This is a genomic window from Deltaproteobacteria bacterium (assembly GCA_026388415.1).
In the GTDB taxonomy this organism is placed as follows: Bacteria; Desulfobacterota; Syntrophia; order Syntrophales; family JACQWR01; genus JAPLJV01.
Window position 1 is genome coordinate 25,921 of sequence record JAPLJV010000039.1, and the last position, 23,089, is coordinate 49,009.

The 23,089-nt window shown below is 54.4% G+C and carries 14 protein-coding genes; 12 read left to right on the forward strand and 2 right to left on the reverse strand.

The features are described from left to right. Nucleotides 1–38: 38 nt before the first annotated feature. Genes NT140_07980 through NT140_07990 form a run of 3 tightly spaced genes read left to right on the forward strand, consistent with a single transcriptional unit; the run spans nucleotide 39 to nucleotide 3,255 of the window. The gene (locus NT140_07980) at nucleotides 39–1,688 is read left to right on the forward strand and encodes an ATP-binding protein (GenBank protein MCX5831808.1); all 1,650 of its coding nucleotides are present in this window, start codon (nucleotides 39–41) and stop codon (nucleotides 1,686–1,688) included. Continuing rightward, nucleotides 1,685–2,047, forward strand: a complete 363-nt coding sequence (locus tag NT140_07985) for an STAS domain-containing protein (GenBank protein MCX5831809.1) — start codon at nucleotides 1,685–1,687, stop codon at nucleotides 2,045–2,047. Before NT140_07980 ends, NT140_07985 begins: the two co-directional genes overlap by 4 nt. Next, nucleotides 2,044–3,255 carry an HD domain-containing protein gene (locus NT140_07990; GenBank protein MCX5831810.1) on the forward strand — a complete coding sequence of 404 codons (1,212 nt, stop codon included), beginning with the start codon at nucleotides 2,044–2,046 and terminating at the stop codon, nucleotides 3,253–3,255. Before NT140_07985 ends, NT140_07990 begins: the two co-directional genes overlap by 4 nt. Before the next feature lie 123 nt (nucleotides 3,256–3,378). Here NT140_07990 and NT140_07995 read toward each other — a convergent pair whose 3' ends face one another. Together NT140_07995 and NT140_08000 are read right to left on the reverse strand one after the other, a co-directional pair. After that, nucleotides 3,379–3,531 (reverse strand): hypothetical protein, encoded by a 153-nt coding sequence (locus NT140_07995; GenBank protein MCX5831811.1) that lies wholly within the window; start codon nucleotides 3,529–3,531, stop codon nucleotides 3,379–3,381. Further along, complete coding sequence (locus tag NT140_08000) at nucleotides 3,528–4,838, reverse strand: AMP-binding protein (GenBank protein ID MCX5831812.1); 1,311 nt, start codon at nucleotides 4,836–4,838, stop codon at nucleotides 3,528–3,530. The genes NT140_07995 and NT140_08000 overlap by 4 nt, the downstream gene beginning before the upstream one ends. A gap of 191 nt (nucleotides 4,839–5,029) precedes the next feature. On the opposite strand from NT140_08000, the gene NT140_08005 reads away from it, so the two are divergent. The 9 genes from NT140_08005 to NT140_08045 all read left to right on the forward strand — a co-directional run bounded on the left by NT140_08005 (nucleotide 5,030) and on the right by NT140_08045 (nucleotide 23,015). Beyond that, a complete protein-coding gene (locus tag NT140_08005) occupies nucleotides 5,030–5,488 on the forward strand; it encodes a redoxin domain-containing protein (protein ID MCX5831813.1) in 459 nt (152 codons plus the stop codon). Between the two features lie 47 nt (nucleotides 5,489–5,535). Continuing rightward, nucleotides 5,536–6,336: a glutamate racemase gene (gene murI / locus NT140_08010; protein ID MCX5831814.1), complete on the forward strand. Its 801-nt coding sequence runs from the start codon at nucleotides 5,536–5,538 to the stop codon at nucleotides 6,334–6,336. A 481-nt stretch (nucleotides 6,337–6,817) separates the two neighbouring features. Then, nucleotides 6,818–8,140 carry a phosphoribosylamine--glycine ligase gene (gene purD / locus NT140_08015; GenBank protein ID MCX5831815.1) on the forward strand — a complete coding sequence of 441 codons (1,323 nt, stop codon included), beginning with the start codon at nucleotides 6,818–6,820 and terminating at the stop codon, nucleotides 8,138–8,140. A gap of 247 nt (nucleotides 8,141–8,387) precedes the next feature. Further along, nucleotides 8,388–9,953, forward strand: coding sequence for a bifunctional phosphoribosylaminoimidazolecarboxamide formyltransferase/IMP cyclohydrolase (gene purH, locus NT140_08020; protein ID MCX5831816.1), 1,566 nt, complete (start codon nucleotides 8,388–8,390; stop codon nucleotides 9,951–9,953). Between the two features lie 149 nt (nucleotides 9,954–10,102). Beyond that, a complete protein-coding gene (gene purE, locus NT140_08025; protein MCX5831817.1) occupies nucleotides 10,103–10,633 on the forward strand; it encodes a 5-(carboxyamino)imidazole ribonucleotide mutase in 531 nt (176 codons plus the stop codon). 103 nt (nucleotides 10,634–10,736) lie between these two features. Further along, nucleotides 10,737–11,384, forward strand: coding sequence for an L-threonylcarbamoyladenylate synthase (locus NT140_08030; protein ID MCX5831818.1), 648 nt, complete (start codon nucleotides 10,737–10,739; stop codon nucleotides 11,382–11,384). Nucleotides 11,385–11,723: 339 nt separating this feature from the next. Continuing rightward, complete coding sequence (locus NT140_08035) at nucleotides 11,724–12,266, forward strand: OmpH family outer membrane protein (protein MCX5831819.1); 543 nt, start codon at nucleotides 11,724–11,726, stop codon at nucleotides 12,264–12,266. A gap of 336 nt (nucleotides 12,267–12,602) precedes the next feature. After that, nucleotides 12,603–14,189 carry a ShlB/FhaC/HecB family hemolysin secretion/activation protein gene (locus tag NT140_08040; GenBank protein MCX5831820.1) on the forward strand — a complete coding sequence of 529 codons (1,587 nt, stop codon included), beginning with the start codon at nucleotides 12,603–12,605 and terminating at the stop codon, nucleotides 14,187–14,189. 222 nt (nucleotides 14,190–14,411) lie between these two features. Further along, nucleotides 14,412–23,015: a filamentous hemagglutinin N-terminal domain-containing protein gene (locus NT140_08045; protein ID MCX5831821.1), complete on the forward strand. Its 8,604-nt coding sequence runs from the start codon at nucleotides 14,412–14,414 to the stop codon at nucleotides 23,013–23,015. Nucleotides 23,016–23,089: the final 74 nt, after the last annotated feature.

Genomic DNA, 23,089 nt, shown 5'->3' on the forward strand with positions numbered 1-23,089 from the left:
GGCGTCAACATTTTTTTAATTAGGAGTGTGAGCTACCGGTGCCGTTTAACGCCATTCCCGCAGCAGACTTTCTGAACAGGGAAAATGAGCTTGATTATCTGCAAGGCCTGTCCGCATTAAAGGAAAAAGCCCTGGGCGGCGACGTGTTCCTGTCAGGCGCCAGGGGGATGGGGAAGACTGAGCTTCTAAAACAGCTTTACCGCCCGCTCTTTTGGGAAGACCAGGTGACGCCATTTTACTATTCCTTCAAGACAGCGAACCTGAAGGGTACCTATTTTGCCAGGGACTATTTCACCAGATTTGTCAGACAATACATCTCCTGTGTAAAAAAGGACCCTTCCCTCGCCGACAATGCGGCTGAGCCGCTTGAGCGCCTTATGCCGGCGATATCTTCGCTCGGCTTATACTGGCTGAGCGATTGCATCGAAGATTTTCAGAAATATGTTCACAATAATGATTTTTACTGGCAGATGGTCGCTGCCATATCAGCCCCGGTTGTCGCCGCTCAAAAAAGCGGCAAGCCGGTTATCGTGATGCTGGACGACTTTGACGCGGCTTTACACCTCTATGAAACCAGCCTCGACGATGCGCACAATCTGATCAGCCTCTTCGCGGAATCAATGCGCAACAACCGCTGCCCGCACGTTATCACCGGCTCGGCGGAAGCGCTGGAGACTATTTTCAGCGACCATTCCCTCCTCGGGAAGACGGAAAAAATGCGCCTCGGTCCGCTTCCGGAAGACCTGGCCAAAAGGCTTTTCAGATCTCATCTTGCCAACCTGAAGATAACCTGCGCGCCGGGCGTGCAACTCCAGTTTTTGGATATATTGAAGGGAAACCCGCTTTATATCAGGAATATCGCCAAAGCTGCCGCAAAAATGCAGAAACAGGAGCTAACTGAAAAGGACCTGATCGAGTGTTACAGTTTTGAAGTTTCCGCCGGTGAAACCGCATTTTACTGGTCTTCCGTATTCAGCCGTTATGTCGGGAATGCGGCCGGAAGAAAGGCGATGCTTAAACTCCTCATGCACGCTGTTGAAAACGGGGGTATCGCCGACGGTGAAAGGCTCGCGATCGTATCCGGATTGGGCCGGACCGAAGCGGAAGCGATTATCGCCGTAATGGAGGCGGCAGGTATCATCCATAATCAGGAGGCGGTGCTCCAGGATCTCATCCGCTGTCTTTACGGGCAGGAAATAGAGGGCAGAGATGCCAACTATACCCGGGAAAAGATAGCAGAGAAATACATTGCGGCCCGGGAAGAATCATGCTTTGAGCTGGTGATTCCGATGAGTTCGAACGCAGAGCTCGTGGTTGCCAAGGCGGTGGAACAGATCGGCGTCAACATTAATCTCGATTCCGAGTTCCTGAATTATTTACAACTGGCGCTGATTGAGGTCTGCATCAATGCCATGGAACACAGCGGGAGTTACGAAAAAAAGGTCTTTCTTAAATTCATCACGAGATCAGACAAACTTGAGATAATAATAGAGAGCTCCGGCAGGCAGTTCTCTGCCGATTCGCTCCCGGAAGTTCCCGTGGCAGAGAAGCTGCGGCTGGGCGTGAAGAGGGGCTGGGGATTAAAACTTGTTTACTCGATTATGGACAGCGTAAAGATCGAGAGGGTAAACGATAGGACCAGAGTGATACTGACCAAAGAAATTAAAGACAAAGAGGTGCTTAAATGAAAACGATGCAGTTCAGCGTTACGTCGAGACTCGAAGGAGACACTGCGGTCATTTACCCCAAGGGATACTTAAACAATCTCTCGGGCGAAAGTATGGTCATCGAATGCGGCGCTTACATTGACAAGGGAATAACGAAGATCGTGGTTAATTTCAGCGAAACAGATCTGATCAATTCCATCGGCATATCGCTCCTGCTGCAGATCATTGAAGATCTAAGGAATATCAAAGGCACGATTTGCTGTACGAACATGTCCAAGTTCCTCCAGGACACCTTCGAGATGCTCGGTCTTATCCAATATATGCGGGTTTTCCCGGTCGAGAGCGATGCCTTAAAATACCTGAACACTGGAAAAGTATGAGCACAGAACTAAAAAAAGCGCTGTATAACATATCCGCCCTGGTAGATCTTGGGGAGGCCATAACGTCTGTAAATGATTTTCAGGAAAAGATACAGTCAACGCTTTATGTAATAACCGGCACATTTCTGGCGAACAAGGGCGCGATACTTTCTTATGACAAAGCGACAAACAGGCTAACTACTTTGATACAAAAGGGTTTCGCGCCGGCTGACCTGGCCCGCGTCAATCCCGAAGAGCTGATATCGCTCGGTAAAAACGAACCCTGCGTCATCGGCTATGACCCCGTCCCCACCGTTGCCGGGGCAGAGATACTGACTCCCCTTTGGGTAAGAGATGACTTTATCGGCGTTCTGCTGCTTTCGGGCAAGTTAACAGCCGGCCCTTATACCCTGGAAGAACTGGAACTGATCAATGTTATCGCCAACCAGATCGCGATCGTTATCAACAACCACGCCCTTTTCATGGATCTTTCGGACAAACTCGCTGAAAATCGCCGCCTCTACGAAGAGATGCGGCACATCTACCACGGCACGCTCCAGGCCTTTGCCGCAGCGATTGACGCCAAAGACGTTTATACGCAAAACCACTCCCACCGGGTCGCGAAATATTCAGCCGCCATTGCGCGGGAACTCGGCTGGAACGAGCACGATATAGAAGGCATCTACGTTGCCGGGTATCTCCACGACGTCGGCAAGTTGGCTATCAGTAACGAACTGTTGAACAAGGTAACACCCTTTACGCCGGAGGAATTTGCAGAAATAAGAAAACACTCAACCCTGTCCCACAACATCACGTCAAAGATAAAATTCCCCTGGAAGAACGTCCAGGATATAGTCTGGCACCACCACGAACGTCTCGACGGACACGGCTATCCAGAGGAGCTGGCGGAGGGTTCCCTGAGCGACGGAGTCAGAATTCTCACGCTTGCCGATTCGTTCGACGCGATGACTTCCCAGCGCCCCTACCGGAAAAGGATGTCTGTACAATCTGCCCTTGGTGAATTAAAAAGATGTCTGTTAAGTCAGTTTGACAACAAAATCATGCTCGTATTCTGCAAAGTTCTGGAGAAGGAAATAAAGGGCGAGCAGCCGGAGCCGGATATTCTGCCCCACCTTGACAGTGACTCGGACCTCTCGGTCATTTCCTCCATGCTGGAAGCGATCATACAGGAACTCTCGACGCAGCGAGACCTTTGCACAACCACATAAAACCAGCAATTATGTCATACCGGCGCAGGCCGGTATCCAGTATTATCAACCACTTTCTGGATTCCGGTTTTCACCGGAATGACGAACAAGGGAGTTACGCAAAGGTCTCGCAGCAACAAAGCACTAAACCCGGGGCGTGATGAATTTCAGCAGGTACAGTTGGGTCAGGATGATTTCGGCATTCTTCCTGATGGCGTTATTGTCCTTGCCGAGCGCCTTCAGTCGCTCGGCGCCCTCTTCCAGGCTCTTTATCTCCTTCCTGATTTCATCCATCATTTTATAACCTCTCTCTTATCATGGAAGCGTTTGGCCTTCAGGGCAAAACGCGGCAGGATCCCCGGAGCTTCGATCTTTACTTTACAGGTAAGATTCGTCTTGATTTTGTGTCTTTCCGTCAGACGCCGGGCCGACTCTTCGGCCGCCGCCGCACTCAGTTCCGGAGTAAATTCGATTCTCAAGGCAATCTCATCCATGATGTCTTCCCGCGTAACCACAATCTCATATTCGACAATTTCCGGGAATTCCGCCCGCACTAATTGCTCCACGGTCTTCGGAGAGAACAGCACGCCGCGGATCTTCCGGATATCATCCACCCGGCCGACAATCTCCATGAGCTTTCGCGACGTCCGGCCGCAACTGCAACTGTCCGGTCCCTTGATCGCCACATCCATGGTGTTGAAGCGCAGGACGGGGAAAGATCTCCGGCCGAGAGGCGTGATCACGATTACGCCCTGCTCACCCTCCGCCACCTCTTTGGAGAGTGTCTCGCGGTCGAGCAGCTCCACGAGGAAAAAGGGCTCGATAATATGCAGGCCGTCCTTGGCCTCGCACATGCCCGCAAAGCCGCAGGTCTCCGTGCTGCCGATATGATCAAAACAATGGCAGCCGTAGGTTTCCTCTATCCGCCGCCGCGTCGCCTCGGGCAGCGGTTCGCCGGCGCCCAGGATCCGTTCGATCCCCAGGGATTTCGGGTCAATGCCCATCTCCTTGGCTTCCTGGGCAATGTTGAGACAGTAGGTAGGCGTACCGGCCATGGCATTGGCCTTCAGTTCAATGATCTTGTTGATCCGGCCTTTGGTATCGAGGGCGCCGCCCGGGATTACTTCGCACCCCAATTTTTCGGCGGCATAGTGGGCCTCCCAGAAGGCGACGTAAATGTTATAGCCAAAGGGCAGGAAAAGCCTGTGCCGGGGCCGGAAACCGGCCATATAGAGGATATGACACCAGGATTCAACTCGCCACTGCCAGCTTTCATACGTTTCCGGGACATAAACGGGTTTCCCCGTGGTGCCGCTGGTCTGCCGGAAGGTGCAGACCTCCTCAATCGGCACGCCGAGGAGGCCGCCGTAGGGGAAGGGCTCGACGTTCTCCTGCCACTTCCTCAGCTCTTCCTTGTAGGTGAAGGGAACCTTCTTGATATCCTCCCTTGTTTTCAGATCGCCAACGTCAATCCCCTGCAATTTGTCCCGGTAGAGATTGGAATTGTTCTTGGCATAGGAGAAAATATTCTGGAAATAGGAAAACTCGATTTCATCCAGTTTTTCTCTCGGTAATGTTTCCGTGTAAGGATTCCAGTAGTTCATTGCTCATCACCTCCCTGGGGTTACAATAATACAATTCAGCAAAAAATAACACATTTTTTTTGACATTATCCGCCCTATTCTACCGTCAAATTATCTTGACATACCGGAATGCCGTCACCTATACTCCGCACAGTCGGCAGCAGGTTATCAAAGAAAGGGGCACATCCTACACAAAATTGAGGAGGTTAGTCATGGCTGAAACGGTGAAAAAAGGCAGGAAGGTGAAGGATTTCAATCTTAAGGACCAGAACGGGGCGGATTTTAATCTGGCCGGTTGCCAGGGGAAACGGGTGCTGCTCTCCTTTCATCCGCTGGCCTGGACGCCCATCTGCGCACAGCAGATGCAGTCCCTGGAGAAAAGCAAAAAGGCCCTGGACAAGCTCAACACCGTGGCCGTAGGCATCAGCATTGACAGCATTCCCTGCAAGGCAGCCTGGGCCAAAAGCCTGAAAATCAAAAGCACACGGCTCCTCGCCGATTTCTGGCCCCACGGGGCGCTGGCCAAATCCCTCGGAATTCTGCGGGTCGAAGGGTTTTCGGAAAGGGCCAACATCATCCTTGATGAAACGGGCAAGGTCAAGTTTGTTAAAGTATATCCGATCCGCGAGCTTCCCGATATGGAAGAAATCCTGACGGCCCTGAAGGGCTGACAAGATTTATTGACAAAGAACGTCCATATATTATAAACGCCATGGCCATGATCAATCATCGTCCTATTGGCGTATTCGATTCCGGCATCGGCGGTCTCACGGTCGTCCGGGCCCTGATGGAACGGGCGCCTTTTGAAAATATCGTTTATTTCGGCGATACTGCCCGCGTTCCCTACGGGATAAAGTCGGTGTCAACAATTACCAGTTACGCCCTGCAGATCACCGAGTTCCTGCTGCGGCAGGAGGTGAAACTGCTGGTTATTGCGTGCAATACGATGGCCGCCGTTGCCCGCGAGGCCGTGGCTGCCCTGTCGCCGGTGCCCGTGCTCGATGTGATTGATGCCGGCGCCCGGAGCGCCGTGGCAGATCCCAGCGCCCGGTCCCTGGGTGTCATCGGCACGCCGGCTACCATCAACAGCAACGCCTACGCCCGGGCCATTTACCGTTACGCGCCGGATGTCAGGATTTTTTCCCAGGCCTGCCCCCTGTTCGTGCCGCTGGTCGAAGAAGGCTGGCTGGATCATCCCGTGACGAGGCTGACGGCCCAGGAATACCTCGCCCCGGTGCTGGCGGAGCATATTGACACCCTGGTGCTGGGGTGCACGCATTATCCCCTGCTGAAGGCCACGCTCCGGGATGTTGTCGGACCGGATATCCGGCTCGTGGATTCCGCCGAGGCGATGGCCGCTGCCACCGCTTCCCTGCTCCTGGAAACAGGCCTGAGCAACCCTGACATCTTGCCGCCCGACTATCGGTTTTACGTGACCGATGTCCCGCTGCGCTTTCAGGCTATCGGGGAACGCTTCCTCGGGCGCGCCCTGCCGAACGTGGAACTGATCAAGTGGTGAAACCCTCGTGATGGAGCGCCATCACAAAGGACAACAGAAAATCTCCCCTGACCCCTCTTTGCCAAAGAGGGGGAATGGTAAGATCCCCCTTTCGTAAAGGGGGAAAAATAGTAAAGTCCCCCTTTAGCAAAGGGGGATTGAGGGGGATTTGAGGTTAATTTTCAGGTAAAGGGAGGAATTTATGAAGCAGTTTTTACGGCAGTTATGTTTATGCAGAAGAAGATAAGGAAGTTACGGAATTTAAAGCAGTTAAAGAAGTTAAGGATATCGGCGATCTATCCCGTGAAAAGAAGGCGTTCCGCAATTATTCCGGCCCAGCTTCGACTTCCGTAAGCTCTTTCTGCATGGAAGGGCAGGTATTTGTGATGGTGTCCGGGGATATTTCCAACTCCCAATCTATCATCCAGGTTCTCGAAGAGAAGAATGGTAAAGTGGCGCCCAAGAGATGCAAGTAAATTAAACTTACTAAGGAATTTCGCCTATGAAGGTACTCTTGATCGGAAACGGCGCGCGGGAGCATGCCATCGCTGAGGCAATCCTGCGTTCCTCTCATTCTCCCGCACTTTTCGCCTACATGAAGAGCAATAACCCCGGCATTGCCGCCCTGGCGGAAAGGGTAAAGATCGGCAGCTACAGTGACCTTCAGGCCATCCGGGACTGGGCAAAGGCCAGCGGCGCGGCTTTCGCGGTCATCGGCCCCGAAGATCCGCTGCAAAACGGCGTGGTTGACGTCCTTGCGGAAGTCGGCATCCCCTCCGTCGGTCCCACGAAAGACCTGGCGCGCCTCGAGACCTCCAAATCCTTCACGAGAAATCTGCTGGCCAAATATGGCATCCCGGGCAATCCCCGCTTCGGCAATTTTTCTTCCGCAGCCGGCATCGAGGCCTTTCTCGATCAAATGGAAGACGTCGTCATCAAGCCGGACGGCCTGACGGGCGGCAAGGGCGTGATGGTCCAGGGCGATCATTTCTCGTCCCGTCAGGAAGCCTTGGCCATCTGCCGCGCCATCCTGACCGAACACCCCTGGGTCACCATTGAAGAAAAAATGGAGGGCGAGGAATACTCCCTGCAATGTCTGACGGACGGAAAAACCGTAGTTGCCACGCCCCCGGTCCAGGATCACAAGCGGCGCTTCAACGACGACAAAGGCCCCAATACGGGCGGCATGGGCTCCTACTCCTGCGCCGATCACAGCCTGCCGTTTCTGAAATCGAAGGACATCGCGGCCGGGCTTGCCATCACGCAGCAGGTGGCAGACGCCGTTTACCGGGAAACCGGCCAGCGCTACCGGGGGGTTATGTACGGCGGCTTCATGATCACGAAGCAGGGCGTCCAACTCCTGGAATACAACGCCCGCTTCGGCGATCCCGAGGCCATGAATATCCTGCCGCTGTTGAAAACGGATTTTGGCGATGTTTGCCAAGCCATCATTGAGGGAACGCTGGACAAGATCAAAATTGAATTCGCCGCCCAGGCCACGGTCTGCAAATACATAGTTCCGCAAGAATACGGCCTGCCGCAGGGTGAGCAAGGCATCCCGGCGCGGGAGGAAAAAATTGAGATCGGCCCCCTGTCCGGCGCCCGACTGTATTATTCCTCCGTGGACAGCAGGGCCGATGGTTTGTATATGACCGCGTCGCGGGCCATCGGCGTCGTCGGCATCGCCAATGAACTTGCAGAAGCAGAAAAAATCGCAGAAACAGCAGCCAACGCTATCAAAGGGGCCGTCAGTCACCGTTCCGACATCGGCACCGAGGCGCTGATCGAAAAAAGGGTGAGGCATATCAAGGAAATACGGGGATGAACTCGTAAAAGATCGTCATACCGGCGGAGGCCGGTATCCAGTATTTTCGTAACGCATTGAAATTTCTGGATTCCGGTGTTTCCCCGTCAAGCAAGGACCAAACAGAGCACCGGAATGACGATTTTTGGGGCTCGTTTTTAGTCCCCCTTTGTAAAAGGGGGATTTAGGGGGATTTCCAATATTCGGTAAAATCTCCCCCGCCCCCTCTTTGATAAAGAGGGGAGAATTTTCCGAAGAAAGGCTGAGTATGAAACTAAATGAGATCAAAAGGGCGCTCGTCAGCGTCACCGACAAAACAGGCCTCCTGGAATTTGCCCGGGGATTGAGCGGATTCGGGGTGGAAATCCTGTCCACGGGAGGGACGGCGGCCCTGCTCCGAAAAAACGGCGTGTCCGTGACGGAGGTATCCGACTATACGGGATTTCCGGAGATGATGGACGGCCGCCTGAAGACGCTGCACCCGAAGATTCACGGCGGACTGCTGGCGATCCGGACCCAGGAAGCTCACATGGCGTCCGCTGAAAAAGAGCAGATCAAGATGATAGACATGGTGGTCGTCAACCTCTACCGCTTCGAGGACACGGTGGCGCGGGAAAACTGTTCCCTGGAGGAGGCCGTGGAGAATATTGATATCGGCGGCCCGACGATGCTGCGGGCAGGGGCCAAAAATCATCACTTCGTCACCGTCGTCACCGATCCCGCCGACTATCCGCGCATCCTGGCGGAGATGCAGGAGCGGGGCGGCAAAGTATCGGCCGCGACCAACTTCGCGCTCGCCGTCAAGACCTTCCAGCTCACGGCCAGGTATGACGGCGCCATCTCCAATTATCTGGGCACGATCAGCCCCGACGCCCCTGCCAGGACTTTTCCGGACACCTTCACCGTGCAGTTCGCCAAGGCCCAGGACCTGCGCTATGGCGAAAATCCGCACCAGCGGGCCGCCTTCTACAAAGAGACCGACCCTGACCTCTCCTCCCTGGCGAACGCCCGGCAGCTCCAGGGGAAGGAACTTTCCTACAACAATATCATGGACGGCGATGCGGCCTGGCAGATGGTTCTGGATTTCACGCTGCCCACCGCCGTGATCATCAAACATGCCAACCCCTGCGGCGCCGCGACGGCCGACGATATTACCGCCGCCTACCTCAAGGCGCTGCAAACCGACCCGGTCTCGGCCTTTGGCGGCATTGTGGCCCTGAATCGGACGGTGGATGGAAAGACGGCGGCCGAAGTCAGCAAACTCTTCCTGGAAATCCTCATCGCCCCGGCCTTCGACGCCGAGGCTATCAAAATACTGAGCGAGAAGAAGAACCTGCGCGTCCTTTCGATTCCTTCCACATGCACCAAAAGGGCAGCCGGGTTCGACTTCCGGCGCGTCGCGGGCGGGCTACTCATTCAGGATTGGAACCGGGAGGATTTTTTGATTACTCAGACGCATGTGGTCACCAAAAGGACTCCCACCGAAGCCGAATATCAGGGGCTGGATTTTGCCTGGCGCCTGGTGAAACACGTAAAGTCCAATGCCATCATCTATACGACGAAAGACCAGTTAGTGGGCGTCGGCGCCGGCCAGATGAGCCGCGTGGATTCGGTAAAGATCGCCCGCATGAAGGCGAACCTGCCTACGCAGGGATGCGTGCTGGCCTCCGACGCCTTTTTCCCGTTTCGCGACGGTCTGGACATGGCCGCCGAGGCCGGCATCACGGCCGTAGTCCAGCCCGGTGAATCGCTCCGGGACGCCGAAGTAATCAAGGCGGCCGACGAACACGGCATGGCCATGATCTTTACGGGAAAGCGACATTTTAAACATTAAGAACGCTTTTTAGTCCCCCTTTAGAAAAGGGGGACTTGCTGAAGAGGGGAGAAGTTGTGCTTAAGGCAATGACAAAGCAGGATGAGCGGAATTATAGATACCGCTCACGGTGAGCTTGTCGAACCATGATGAAATAACCGGAGAGGAATATGAAACCAAAAGTTACACCCGTAGTCAGCGTCGTTATGGGCAGTGATTCCGACCTGCACATCATGCAGGAAGCCATTAATATCCTTGACGCTTTCGGCATACCCAACGAATTATACCTTACCTCCGCCCACCGGGCGCCAGAGCGGACTACGGCCTATGCGGGCGGCGCGGCGGCACGGGGCGTCAGGATCATCATTGCCGGGGCCGGGGCGGCTGCTCACCTGGCCGGCGTTATCGCCTCGCAGACCACCCTGCCCGTGATCGGCGTGCCCATTGACGCAACCTCTCTCCGAGGCCTCGACGCCCTGCTTTCCACCCTGCAGATGCCGGGCGGGATACCGGTCGCGACCATGGCCATCGGCAAGCCGGGAGCAATGAATGCCGCCCTGATGGCGGTGCGCATCCTGGCGCTGACGGACAAAACCTTGGGCAAAAAACTGGACGCCTACGTGGAAAACATGGCTGGCGAGGTCGAAAAAAAGGGGAAAGCGATTAGCCCCCATGCCCGAGGCGGGCACGACGAAGGGTGAAAATACCATCTGTCATTCCGGACCAGATCCGGAATCCAGGTGTAAAGGACTGGATACCGGCCTACGCCGGTATGACGATCTATTTTCGTATAAACGGGAGGCCATGAAGCCGGAAATTTTCAAAATAGACGCCGATAATCCTGATCCGGCGCTCATCGCCAAGGCGGTAACCATCCTGAAAAATGGCGGAGTCATCGCCTTTCCCACGGAGACGTTCTACGGGTTGGGGGCGCACGCCGGCAATGCCGCGGCAGTGGAAAGGATATTCGCCATCAAGGGCAGGTCTTTCAGCAATCCCGTCTCTCTCATTATCGGTAATGACGAAAACCTGGCGGAACTCGTCCAGGAGGTGCCCCCGACAGCGAAAATATTAATGCAAGCCTTCTGGCCCGGCGCGCTAACCTTGGTCTTTCACGCCTCTGCCCGCATCAACCCCCGTCTTACGGCGGGTACGGGCAAGATCGGCATCCGTGTTTCCAGCCACCCGATAGCCGCCGCCCTCGCCAAAACCCTGGTATTTCCGATTACGGCAACGAGCGCCAACCTGTCCGGCGCCGCGGAATGTTCCACCGCCGCAGAAGTGATGGATCGCCTCGGAGAAAAAATCGCCGCCCTGATTGACGGAGGTCGCAACCAGGGAGGCGCCGGTTCCACGGTCCTGGATATGACCACGGACCCACCGGCGATACTACGGGAAGGCATCATTCCGGCCTCTATGATCTATGCCGTGATCGGAAAACAGAGTTATTGAATACTTCGCACTTTGGCGACCTCTTCAAAAGTCGTCATACCGGAGAAAGCCGGTATCCAGTTCTTTTGTAACGTGTTGAAATTTCTGGATTCCGATTTTCATCGGAATGACGATTCTCTTTGCCGGTTCAGGCTTGCAGCCTGAACCTTTTGTTAATGTTTTGGTTCAATCTGCAAGATTGAACCAGCCCAGGTGCCAAAAAATCCCCTCCCCCCCGGCGGGGGAGGGTTAGGGGGGGGGAGGTTATCATGAAATCAGCACATTGCAGCTTCACCCGCCCCCTAACCCCCGCCCGTCAAGGGTGGGGAAAATGATTTTTCATATTAAACAGGAGGTTACATGAAAAAAATATCAGTATGGACAATCGCACTAATGGGGTTCGTCATCGCTTTGCCTGCTTTGGCAGCGCCCAAGGAGACAGCGACCAAAAAAGACATGACCATCAAGCTGGGTATCATTGATACGGCGAGGATCATGAGGGAATCGAAAGCCGCGAAGAACGCGCAGGCAATTTTTCTTAAAGACCTGGAGGCCAAGCGCGGCACACTCGCGGCCAAGGATAAAGAAGTCCGGCTGCTGGAAGAGGAGTTGAAAAACCCGGACACGAAACTGTCGGCCGAAGAAAGAAACAGCAAAAACGATCAACTGGTGAAAGAAGCTCGCGAATTAAGCCGGTTGAAAAGCGATCTGGAAGAGGAATTAAAGAAAAAGGACGTGGCGCTGACGCAAAAACTGATTGGAGAACTCCGCGGGATAGTGAACGCCTTTTCCAGGAATGAAAACTATACCCTGATCCTGGAGAAGAGCGGTGTCGTAGCGTCCGATAATGCCATAGATATAACGGACAAAATCATTCAACTCTATGACGGACAGAAAAGATAAAGTTGATCGTCATACCGGCGTAGGCCGGTATCCAGTACCTTACTGCCTGGATTCCGGATCGGGTCCGGAATGACAGATGGGATTTTTATGTTTCGTTATTCGGAAAATTTCCGCTTGACTTGCAGGGGGGACTTTAGATAGGATGCAACCCTGCTGAACAATATCGGCAGTCTGTAGTCTGTAGGGTGCGTTAGCAAAGCGTAACGCACCGAAAATGCGGTTATCAAGGCGGGTTACGCTGCACTGATCTGCCCCACATTATTGAACCAGAGCCTCTTACTAAAGTGAGCCCCTATGAGAAAACGATCCCTGCCATCAATTTTATGTTTATGCGCTTTGTTAATATTTACAGCTTTCACCGCTTTTGCCGCCCCGGAGACGCCGCCCGGAGAGAAGCCCGACGGCATCCCCCGTTTTGATATCAAGAGTTACCAGGTGGATGGCAATACGCTTCTGGCCGCTGAAAACCTTGATTTGATCCTGGCGCCCTTTACCGGAACGGGCAGAGATTTCGGCACTGTGCAGGAAGCCTTGGATGCGCTGGAAAAGGCCTACCGCGACGAAGGCTTTTCCATGGTCTCGGTGGCGCTGCCGGAACAGGGATTAGCCGGCGGTGTCGTGCGACTGAAGGTCAACGAAAACCGCCTGGGGAAAATCGCCATAGAGGGAAACCGCTATTTTGATCAGGTCAACATTCGCCGGAGCCTGCCGGGGCTGAACCAGGGGCAGACCCCCAATCTCGATGCCGTCTCCCGCAGTCTCAGGATTGCCAATGAAAACCCTGCCAAAAAGGTCAATCTGCAATTACAAAACAGCGACAAGGCAAATGAAATTGACGCCAATATCGCCGTTAAAGACGATTCACCCTGGAAAATAGGCTTCACGGCCGATAACACAGGCGACAGGCAGACAGGCAATTCCCGCCTGGGTGTCCTCCTGCAGCACGCCAACCTATTCAACCGGGATCATCTCCTGACGTTACAAAATATCTGGTCTCCCGAGAAGGCGGACCAGGTCAGCATTTTCAGCCTTGGCTATCGGATCCCTTTATATTCGCCGGGGGCATCCATAGACGTGATCGGCGCTTATTCCAATGTGAATTCCGGCGCCATCACCGCCGCCACCTCGACCATGAACGTCAGCGGTAAAGGTACAATCCTGGGGCTACGTTACAACCAGAATCTCACGCGGATCGGAAGCTACGAGCATAAGCTGACTCTGGCCCTGGATTATCGCGCTTATGAAAACAATGTGGATTTATCGGGGATACCGTGGGGCTATAATGTCACGGTCCATCCCGTCAGCCTGACCTACGCCGGGACGTTTACTACGGATAAAATCAATGCCGGCTTTTATCTGACGGATTCGCAGAATCTGCAGGGCAATTGGGATAACCGGGACACCAACGCGGATATTGAAAATGCTCGTAAAAGCGTCGGCGCTCCGCGGGCTTATAATATTTTCCGTTACGGGGCGAATCTGTCCTTAGCCTTGGGTGCGGACTGGCAGGCGCGGGCGCTCGTTAACGGGCAATATACCGAAGACCCACTGGTGCCGGGTGAATGGTATGGGATCGGCGGCGCCAACACTGTCCGGGGTTTTTCGGAGCGGGCGTTTTCCAAAGATCGGGGATATTCAGGGAGTTTTGAGATATATACCCCCGACCTTAGCAAACCGTTGGGCGTGAAGGCCTTTCAATCCCGTTTACTGATGTTTTACGACCGGGGTTATGTTTCCCAAATAGACCCTTTGCCTGGCGATATTGTCAGTTATGAAATTGCCAGCTTTGGTCCCGGCCTGCGCATCACCGATGGCAAAAACTTATCCATCTCGGCCGATTGCGGCTTCGTGCTCGATCCGCCGGATGAAAGCACCACCCGCTGGAGCAGTGCCTGGCATTTGACGGCCAGTGTAATGTTTTAAGGATTAATGAAAATCTCCCCTAACCCCTCTTTGCCAAAGAGGGGAATAATATAGTCCCCCTTCAGAAAAGGGGAGAGGCTACATAATTTCCCCCTTTAGAAAAGGGGGAGTAAGGGGGATTTGATGCATTTTCAAGTGCAACCATGGATGCCCGACTTAAGCATCCGGGCATGACAAAGGTTTTGCAATGAGCATAATTGAGTAATACCGAAGGAGCTGGATATGAACACAAATCCGTGCAGAAAAAAGAGGCTTTTCATGATCGCCCACAAAATCGTTTCTATCATCACCCTGATTTTCTTCAGCGCGGGCACTGTCTTCGCCTTACCGACCGGGCAGCAGGTGGTAAACGGCCAGGCCAGCTTCATCACCCAGAGCAACAACCTCACGGTCACCAACAGCCCCAATGCAATCATCAACTGGCAGGGCTTTTCGATCAATAACAATGAAGCCGTCCGCTTTATGCAACAATCCAGCGCCAGCTCCGTCCTGAATCGCGTCACCGGCCAGGACCCCTCCCGGATTCTCGGCCTGCTGCAATCCAACGGCAAGGTTTTTCTCATCAACCCCAACGGCATCCTCTTCGGTCAAGGCGCCCGGATTGACGTAAACGGCCTCTTCGCCTCAACGCTTGCCATCAGCAATCAGGATTTCTTAGCGGGTAAGTTCAACTTTTCCGCTGGAGCTATCGCCGGATCAATCCAGAACCAGGGTACCATCACGACACCCGCAGGCGGCAAGGTGTACCTGATCGCCCCGGATATCGAAAACAGCGGGATTATCAATACCCCGCAGGGCGAAGTGCTCCTCGCAGCAGGCCATAGCGTCCAGTTGATAGATTCCCTCAACCCCGACATCGCAGTCGTCGTGAGCGCGCCTACGAACAAGGCAGTAAACCTCGGCCAGATCGTCGCCCAAAGCGGCAAGGTGGGGATTTACGGTGGGCTCATATTGCAGAAGGGTATTGTCAATGCCGACAGCGCGGTAGTCGGAGAGGACGGAAAGATATTCTTAAAGGCGACGAAAGACGTAACACTTGATGCCGGCGGCACAACCAGCGCCAACGGCCCTCAGGGCGGGCAGATAAAAATTCAGAGCCAATCGGGAACGACGCTGGTATCCGGCACAGTCACCGCCACCGCCAATGACGGCAAAGGCGGGAATATCCAGATCCTCGGCTACCATGTCGGATTGATTGATAGCGCCCGGGTAGATTCCTCCGGCAGAACCGGCGGTGGAACCGTGCTCATCGGCGGCGATTATCAGGGTAAAAACCCTGCCGTCCAGAACGCCGCGGCGACCTATCTCGGCATGGATGCCGTAATCAAGGCCGATGCGACGGAGACCGGCGACGGCGGCAAGGTCATCGTCTGGGCAGATAATACCGCCCGGGCCTATGGAAACATCAGTGCCAGGGGAGGTTTGCTGTCAGGGGACGGCGGTTTTATCGAGGTATCGGGGAAGCAATACCTTGATTATCAGGGGGTGGCCGATCTTCGGGCGCCAAGGGGGAAAGCAGGCACGCTGCTGCTTGACCCGACGGACATCTATATTGACGAAACACAGCCGGAAAGCGGCCTATCTCATAACGGCGCTACCCCTCCTCCATATTTTTATGACTCTACCGTTAGCGGGGCCAGTACCTCGTATATTAAACCCTCCACGATCGTTGGCAACTTGGGCATCGGCAATGTAACGATTACGACGGCAGGTGGAACAGTGACGCCGCCAAATGGTGGTGACATTACCGTATCAAGTCCGATAACTTGGAACGCCAACAAGCTGACCCTCACCGCGGTCAATGACATCAATATCAACGCTGTGATGACCGCCAAAGACACGGCCAGCCTCGATCTTCAACCAGGCAGCAGCAAGGTCAATATCGGCTTCAACCCTGACGGCTCTTTCAAGGGACGGGTTGATTTCTTCCAAGCTGATGGCATTACGCCACATTCTGGCATCGGTTTTCTCACCATCAACGGTACTGGCTACACCGTCATCAACAGCTTGGGCGCGGCGGCGGATGCGACGACAGCACCGGGCACGGCCACTTTGCAAGGTATGGCGGCGGCGGCTAATCCATCCGGCCACTATGCCCTCGGCAGCAACATTGACGCCATAGCGACATCAACCTGGAATTCCAACGGCAGCGGATATTACGGCTTCATGCCTGTCGGCGACAGTGGTTATCCCTTCGACGGCACTTTTGACGGGCTTGGCCACACGATCACCGGCCTCTATATCAATCGCCCCTTAACTGACAATGTGGGTCTTTTCGGATACCACAGAGCTGCCGTGACTATTCGGAATGTCGGGCTGGTAAACGTGAATATTACCGGCCAAGACAACATCGGCGGCTTGGTGGGTTATAATGATAATGGAAGCATCGCCAATTCCTACAGCACGGGTACGGTGAGCGGCGCCTACTATGTCGGCGGCTTGGTGGGTTATAATGATAATGGAAGCATCAATAATTCCTACAGCACTGGCAATATAACCGGCAGCTTTGCCGTTGCCGGCGGGTTGGTAGGCTACAATGACTATGGCACCATTACCAATTCCCACAGTGCTGGTGAAGTAACTGGCAGTTATGATGTCGGTGGACTGGTGGGGTACAACGCTGGTTCCATTAGCAATTCTTACAGCACTGTGAATGTAAGTGGTATGGGTACAGGCGAAGATTATGTCGGCGGCCTCGCAGGCGCAAGCGAGGGCAGTATCAGTAATTCCAACAGCGGCGGCAACGTAAGCAGCACGGGTTATTATGTCGGCGGCCTTGTGGGAAAGATTTATTCAGGAAGCAGCATCAGCAATTCTTACAGCACGGGGGCGGTAACAAGCACCGGCAGTTCCTACACCTACAGCACGGAAGGGGGGGGGCTGGTTACCGTAATCGGCAGTTATGGCGGTGGCCTAGTGGGATCTAATGATTATGGCACCATCAGCAATTCTTACAGCACAGGTGCGGTAACCGGGGTCTCCTATGTCGGCGGTCTGGTAGGGTATAATGCTTCCGGCTCCTCCATCAGCGATTCTTACAACGAGGGGACAGTAACGGGAACCGGCGATTATGCCGGCGGCCTAGTGGGGTATAGTTATGGCAACATCAGCAATTCCTATAACACGGGAGCGGTAAATGGCAGCACTAATGTCGGCGGCCTGGTGGGGTATAATGATGGCACCATCAGCAATTCTCATTACGACATCGACAACGTCTTGATCAACGATGGCCATTATGTAACTGAAGGCGGACTCTATGCGTCGCAATACCTGAACTGGAAAAACAGCACCTACGCAACGCTTGAAATCACCAGCTACAGCGCCAGCCTTCCATTGGTCAGCGGCTACTACACCATCTCCGGCACCCCGGGACTGCAAGACATGCTGGGTTTCGTGGACAACCCGAGCTACAAGTTCCGACTGACGACCAGCATTGATCTGGCCACCTTGCCCGGCTGGTACATTCCGGTTTTTGCGGCCGGAGCGGAGTTTGACGGCGCCGGGTCCACCTTGTACAATCTGTCGGTAAACCAGCCTTTCAATGACAACATCGGATTCATCGGGAGGTCGCAATTTGGCAGCTTATTGACCGGCGTGGAGCTGACCAACGTCAGCGTGACGGGACGGAACAACGTCGGCGGCTTGGTGGGGAAAAATTTGAGCATCATCACCAGTTCCTATAGCACAGGCACGGTAAGCGGCACCAACTACGTGGGCGGGCTGGCGGGGTATAATAGCGTTTATGGCAGCATCAGCACTTCCTACAGTGAGGGTGCGGTAAGCGGCAGTACTAATGTTGGCGGGCTGGTGGGGTATAATGCTTCCGGCGGCGAAATCAGCTATTCTTACAACGGGGGAGCAGTAACGGGAACGGGCGGTTATGTCGGCGGCCTGGTGGGGTATAGTTATGGCAACATCAGCAATTCCCACAACACGGGTGCGGTAAGCGGCAGTACTAATGTTGGCGGGCTGGTGGGGTATAATTATGGTGGTTATGGTGGTTATGGTGGTTATGGCGGCATCAGCAATTCCTACAGCACGGGGGCGGTGATCGGCAGTACTAATGTCGGCGGCCTAGTGGGGTGGAATGATGGCAGAATCAGCAACTCTCACTACGACATCGACAACGTCTCTATCAACGATGGCCATTATGTAACCGAAGGCGGGCTCTATGCGTCGCAATACCAGAAATGGGTTGACAGCAGCTACGCATCACTGGACATCAACAACTACCCTTCACTGTCTGCCGCTGGTTATGGCGGCTACACCATCAGCGGCACCGATGGACTCAAGGACATGCTGGGTTTCTTGGACAACCCGAGCTACACGTTCCAACTGACGGATAACATTGATCTGACCGGCTTGCCAGACTGGCACCTACCGGTTTTTAACGGCGCCTTTGTCGGCACCGGGGTCACCTTGTCCAATCTGTCGGTGAACCAGCCTTTCAATGACAACATCGGATTCATCGGGCGGTTGAATTCCGGCAGCACCTTGACCGGCGTGGGACTGACCAATGTCAGCGTGACGGGACGAAACAACGTCGGCGGTCTGGTGGGGTATAATTATGGCAACATCAGCAATTCCCACAACACGGGTGCGGTAAGCGGCAGTTCTAATGTTGGCGGGCTGGTGGGGTATAATTATGGCAGCATCAGCGATTCTTACAACACAGGGGCAGTAACGGGAACCGGCGATTATGCCGGCGGCCTGGTGGGTAATAATTTCGGCACCATCGGCAATTCCTACAACACTGGGGCGGTAAGCGGCAGTACTAATGTCGGCGGCCTGGCGGGATGGAATAATGGCACCATTATCAACTCTCACTACGACATCGACAACGTCACTATCAACGATGGCCATCATGTAACCGAAGGCGGGCTCTATAGTTCGCAATACGCGGCCTGGTTCCCATCAAAGACGCTGCCCTCCATCGACTACTACTTCGCGCTAGACGCGCTAGCCGGTGATGGCTACTACACCATCGTCAACCCCCAGGGACTCAAGGACATGCTGGGTTTCGTGGACGCTGGCTACAGCTTCCGACTGACGGGAAACGTTGATCTGACCAGCTTGCCCGGCTGGCACCTACCGGTTTTTAACGGCGCCTTTGACGGCTCCGGGTTCACCTTGGCTAATCTGTCGGTAAACCAGCCTTTCAATAACAACATCGGATTCGTCGGGCGGTTGGATTCCGGCAGCACCTTAACCGGCGTAGGGCTGACCAATGTCAGCGTGACGGGACTTAACAACGTCGGCGGTCTGGTAGGGTATAATGCAGGCGCCATCACCAGTTCCTACAGCATGGGTGCAGTAACCGGGATATCCTCTGTCGGCGGTCTGGCAGGGTCTAATGACGGCACTATAAGTAACTCCTACAGCGCAGTCACGGTTACCGGAGACTACTCCGTCGGCGGTTTGGTGGGGGTTAATGATGGCAGCATCAGCGGCAATTCCTACAGCACGGGCACGGTAAGCGGCATCGAATACGTGGGTGGGTTGGTGGGGGAGAATTATAGCAACATCGCCAATTCCTACAGCACCGGGGCGGTAACCGTAGCCGGCAGTTATGGCGGCGGCCTGGTGGGATCTAATGATTATGGCACCATCAGCAATTCTTACAGCACCGGGGCGGTAACCGTGGCCGGCAGTTATGGCGGCGGTCTGGTGGGGTATAATTATGGTTATGGTGAATATTACAGCATAGAAAATTCCTACAGCACGGGGGCGGTAACCGTAACCGGCAGTTATGGCGGCGGACTGGTGGGGTGGAATGAGAGCTATGGCATCAGCAACTCCTTCTGGGATAAGACAACAGCAGTTGATGTGGTGAATGGCATCGGATATGATGCTGATGTTTCAGGGCCCAGCAACTCCAACGCCACAGGTCTGACGACCGCCCAAATGATGCAACCGTCAAACTTCGAGGGGTTTGACTTCACCCCCAGTACAGGTGTCTGGTGGATGTCCAGCGGTAACACGCGCCCCTTCCTGCGCTCGGAGTGGAGCGCGAATATTACCAATGCGCACCAGTTGCAGTTGATGGCGATGGACCTCAGCGCGAGCTACACCCTGGCTGGCAACATTGATATGAGTGAACTTAAGAAGGCGCCCGGAATGTGGAATACCTCAACCGGCTTCGTGCCTGTCGGGAACAACGTTGACCCCTTTACCGGCACCTTCGACGGCCTTGGCCACACCATCACCGGCTTGTACATCAACCGCCCGGCTGAGTACTATGTCGGACTATTCGGATACCACGCCCCTATTCTTACTACCATTAAGAATGTTGGGTTGGTCGATGTAGATATCACAGGCGACACCAATGTCGGCGGACTAGTCGGTTATAATTATGGTTATTATGGTTCTGCTAACGTCAGCAATTCTTACAGCACGGGGGCCGTTATCGGCAAAACGAACGTCGGCGGGCTGGTCGGATATAATTATGGTTACGCTGATATGTATGATGGTTCTGCTAACATCAGCAATTCTTACAGTACGGGGGCCGTTACCGGCATCACGAACGTCGGCGGGTTGGTCGGATATAATTATGGTTATGGTTATGGTGGTTACGGTGGTTACGGAATTGCTGACATCAGCAATTCCTACAGCACGGGTGCGGTAACCTTAACCGGCAGTTATGGCGGCGGCCTGGTGGGGTCTAACAATGGCGGCGCCATCACCAGCAGCTATTGGGACACAGAAACCTCCGGATGGTCAACCAGCGCAGGCGGTACAGGCCTGACGACGGCCCAGATGATGCAGCCTTCAAATCTCGGCGGTTCGAATCCCGAGTCTCCCTGGGGTATCGTGGAGGGCATATCCTATCCCTACCTCACATGGCAGTTCAGCGGCACGCCACAGATTATCTCCGGCAAGGTTGATGTGACCACCGGAGCGGGAAAGACAATTCAGACAGCGGTCAATGGGTCGCCTTTTGCGGCGGTTTCAACAGGAGCGAACGGCTTTTATTACTTTGCCCTTCCCGGCAATTCTGTTGCCAGCGGTAGCGCGCTTCTGGCATATATTTCCGGAGATACCGTGAAGAGCGCTTCAGTCTATCTCTCCAGCGGGACACATATCACCGATCTCTCCCTTGCCTCCAACACCGTAACCGCCAGCGGCGGGGCAATCTCCAACACCACGTTCGGGACCGCCAAGGGAGCTCTTGATTCCACCGATATCCCTTACACTTTTTCCGGCAGCAACCTGACGCTGAATAGCGGCTTTAGTTTCCTGACTCCGGCGGGGTTGAGCTATTCCCTTGACGGCAATATAACAACGACGAATGGATCGCAGACTTACAACGGCCCGGTAACGCTTGCGTCGAACGCGGTGCTGACAAACGCCGGCACAGGCGGCAATATCAGCTTCGGCGGTGCAGTGACGGGAACAGGCAGCAACCTTACCCTGAACACCACCGGCACGGTCAGCCAGACGGCGCCGATTACGGTGGCAGGGCTGGAACTGCTGGGAGCAGGCGGGACATACAATCTGACTAATGCGGGTAACGCCGTAACGACGTTGGCAGGAAATACGGGCACGGTTGATTTCACAAACAGCGCCGGAATTGATATTGGAACGGTAAATACAGCCGGCCTTGCGACCAGTGGAGATCTTACGCTGAACAGCGGCGGGGCGATCACTCAATCTGCGCTTCTTCAGGTATCAGGCGCCGCGACGTTTAATGCCGGTTCAGGAAATGACATCACATTAACGAATGCAGCCAACAACTTCAGCAGCGTCGGGATTACGAGCGGAAATAACGTCTCCCTGACAGACACCGACGCCCTTGCCCTGAACACCTCCAACGTGAGCGGGGCGCTGGGCGTGACTACAGGCGGCAATATCACCCAGAACGGCGCCCTTGCAGTTACCGGCGCAGCCACCTTTGACGCCGGTTCAGGCAATGACATCACCCTGACGAATGCCGGCAACAACTTCACCAGCGTTGGAATCACGAGCGGAAGGAACGTATCCCTGACAGACACGGGCGCCCTTGCCCTGAACACCTCGACCGTGAGCAACAGCCTGAGCGCGACGGCGGAAGGCGATATAACGTTGAACGGGCTTGTCACTGCCGGTACGGGCGAAGGTACGGGGGATGTAACCCTAAACTCCTCCGGCGGCGCGATTATCAACGGCAGGGGCAGTTTGACAAGTATCTCTGCAGAATCTCTCTTCGCCTATGCAGCCAACGGCATCGGCAGCAGCGATCCGCGTGATCCTCTCATGACCGAAGTGCACAATATCACTGCCGTTAATACCACCTCCAACAACATCGACATTGATAACACCGGCGTCCTCAACGTAAGCGTTCTCAGCAACGTCGGAACAGGAAACGTCCTTCTCCAAAATATCGGTGGCATCACCACCTATACAGACACCATTACCTCATCATGGGGCACTGTTTCCATGACCGCTCACAGCCCCCTTACGATCGGCTCCGGCGGCGTTTCAGCTTACGGCAGCATATCATTGGCGGCCTCAGGTTCTAGTAACCTTACAATCGCTGGAAACATAGCGTCATCAAATGGGAATATCAGCCTGATGGCGCCCGGTGGCAGTATTGCCGTCAGCCCCGGTATCAGCTTGAGTGCCCCGAATGGCACGGTTACGCTGAATACCAGTACCAACGATTTGTCGGTTGTCGGCAATAACACGGCTACCGACAATACGGTATCTTCACTGATAACGGCGATGGGAACCATAAAGTCGGATGAAAGTGGCGATGATGAAGATGCACGCAAGAAGAAAAATAAGGAAGGCGGAGAGCAAAAGACCGATGAAAAGAAAATGGACGACGACAAGAAGTATTGTAATTAGAGGCAACTGCTCTTCTTTAATGTTAGGGTTCAATCTGCAAGATTGAACCAGCGACAAATCTCCCCTAGCCCCTC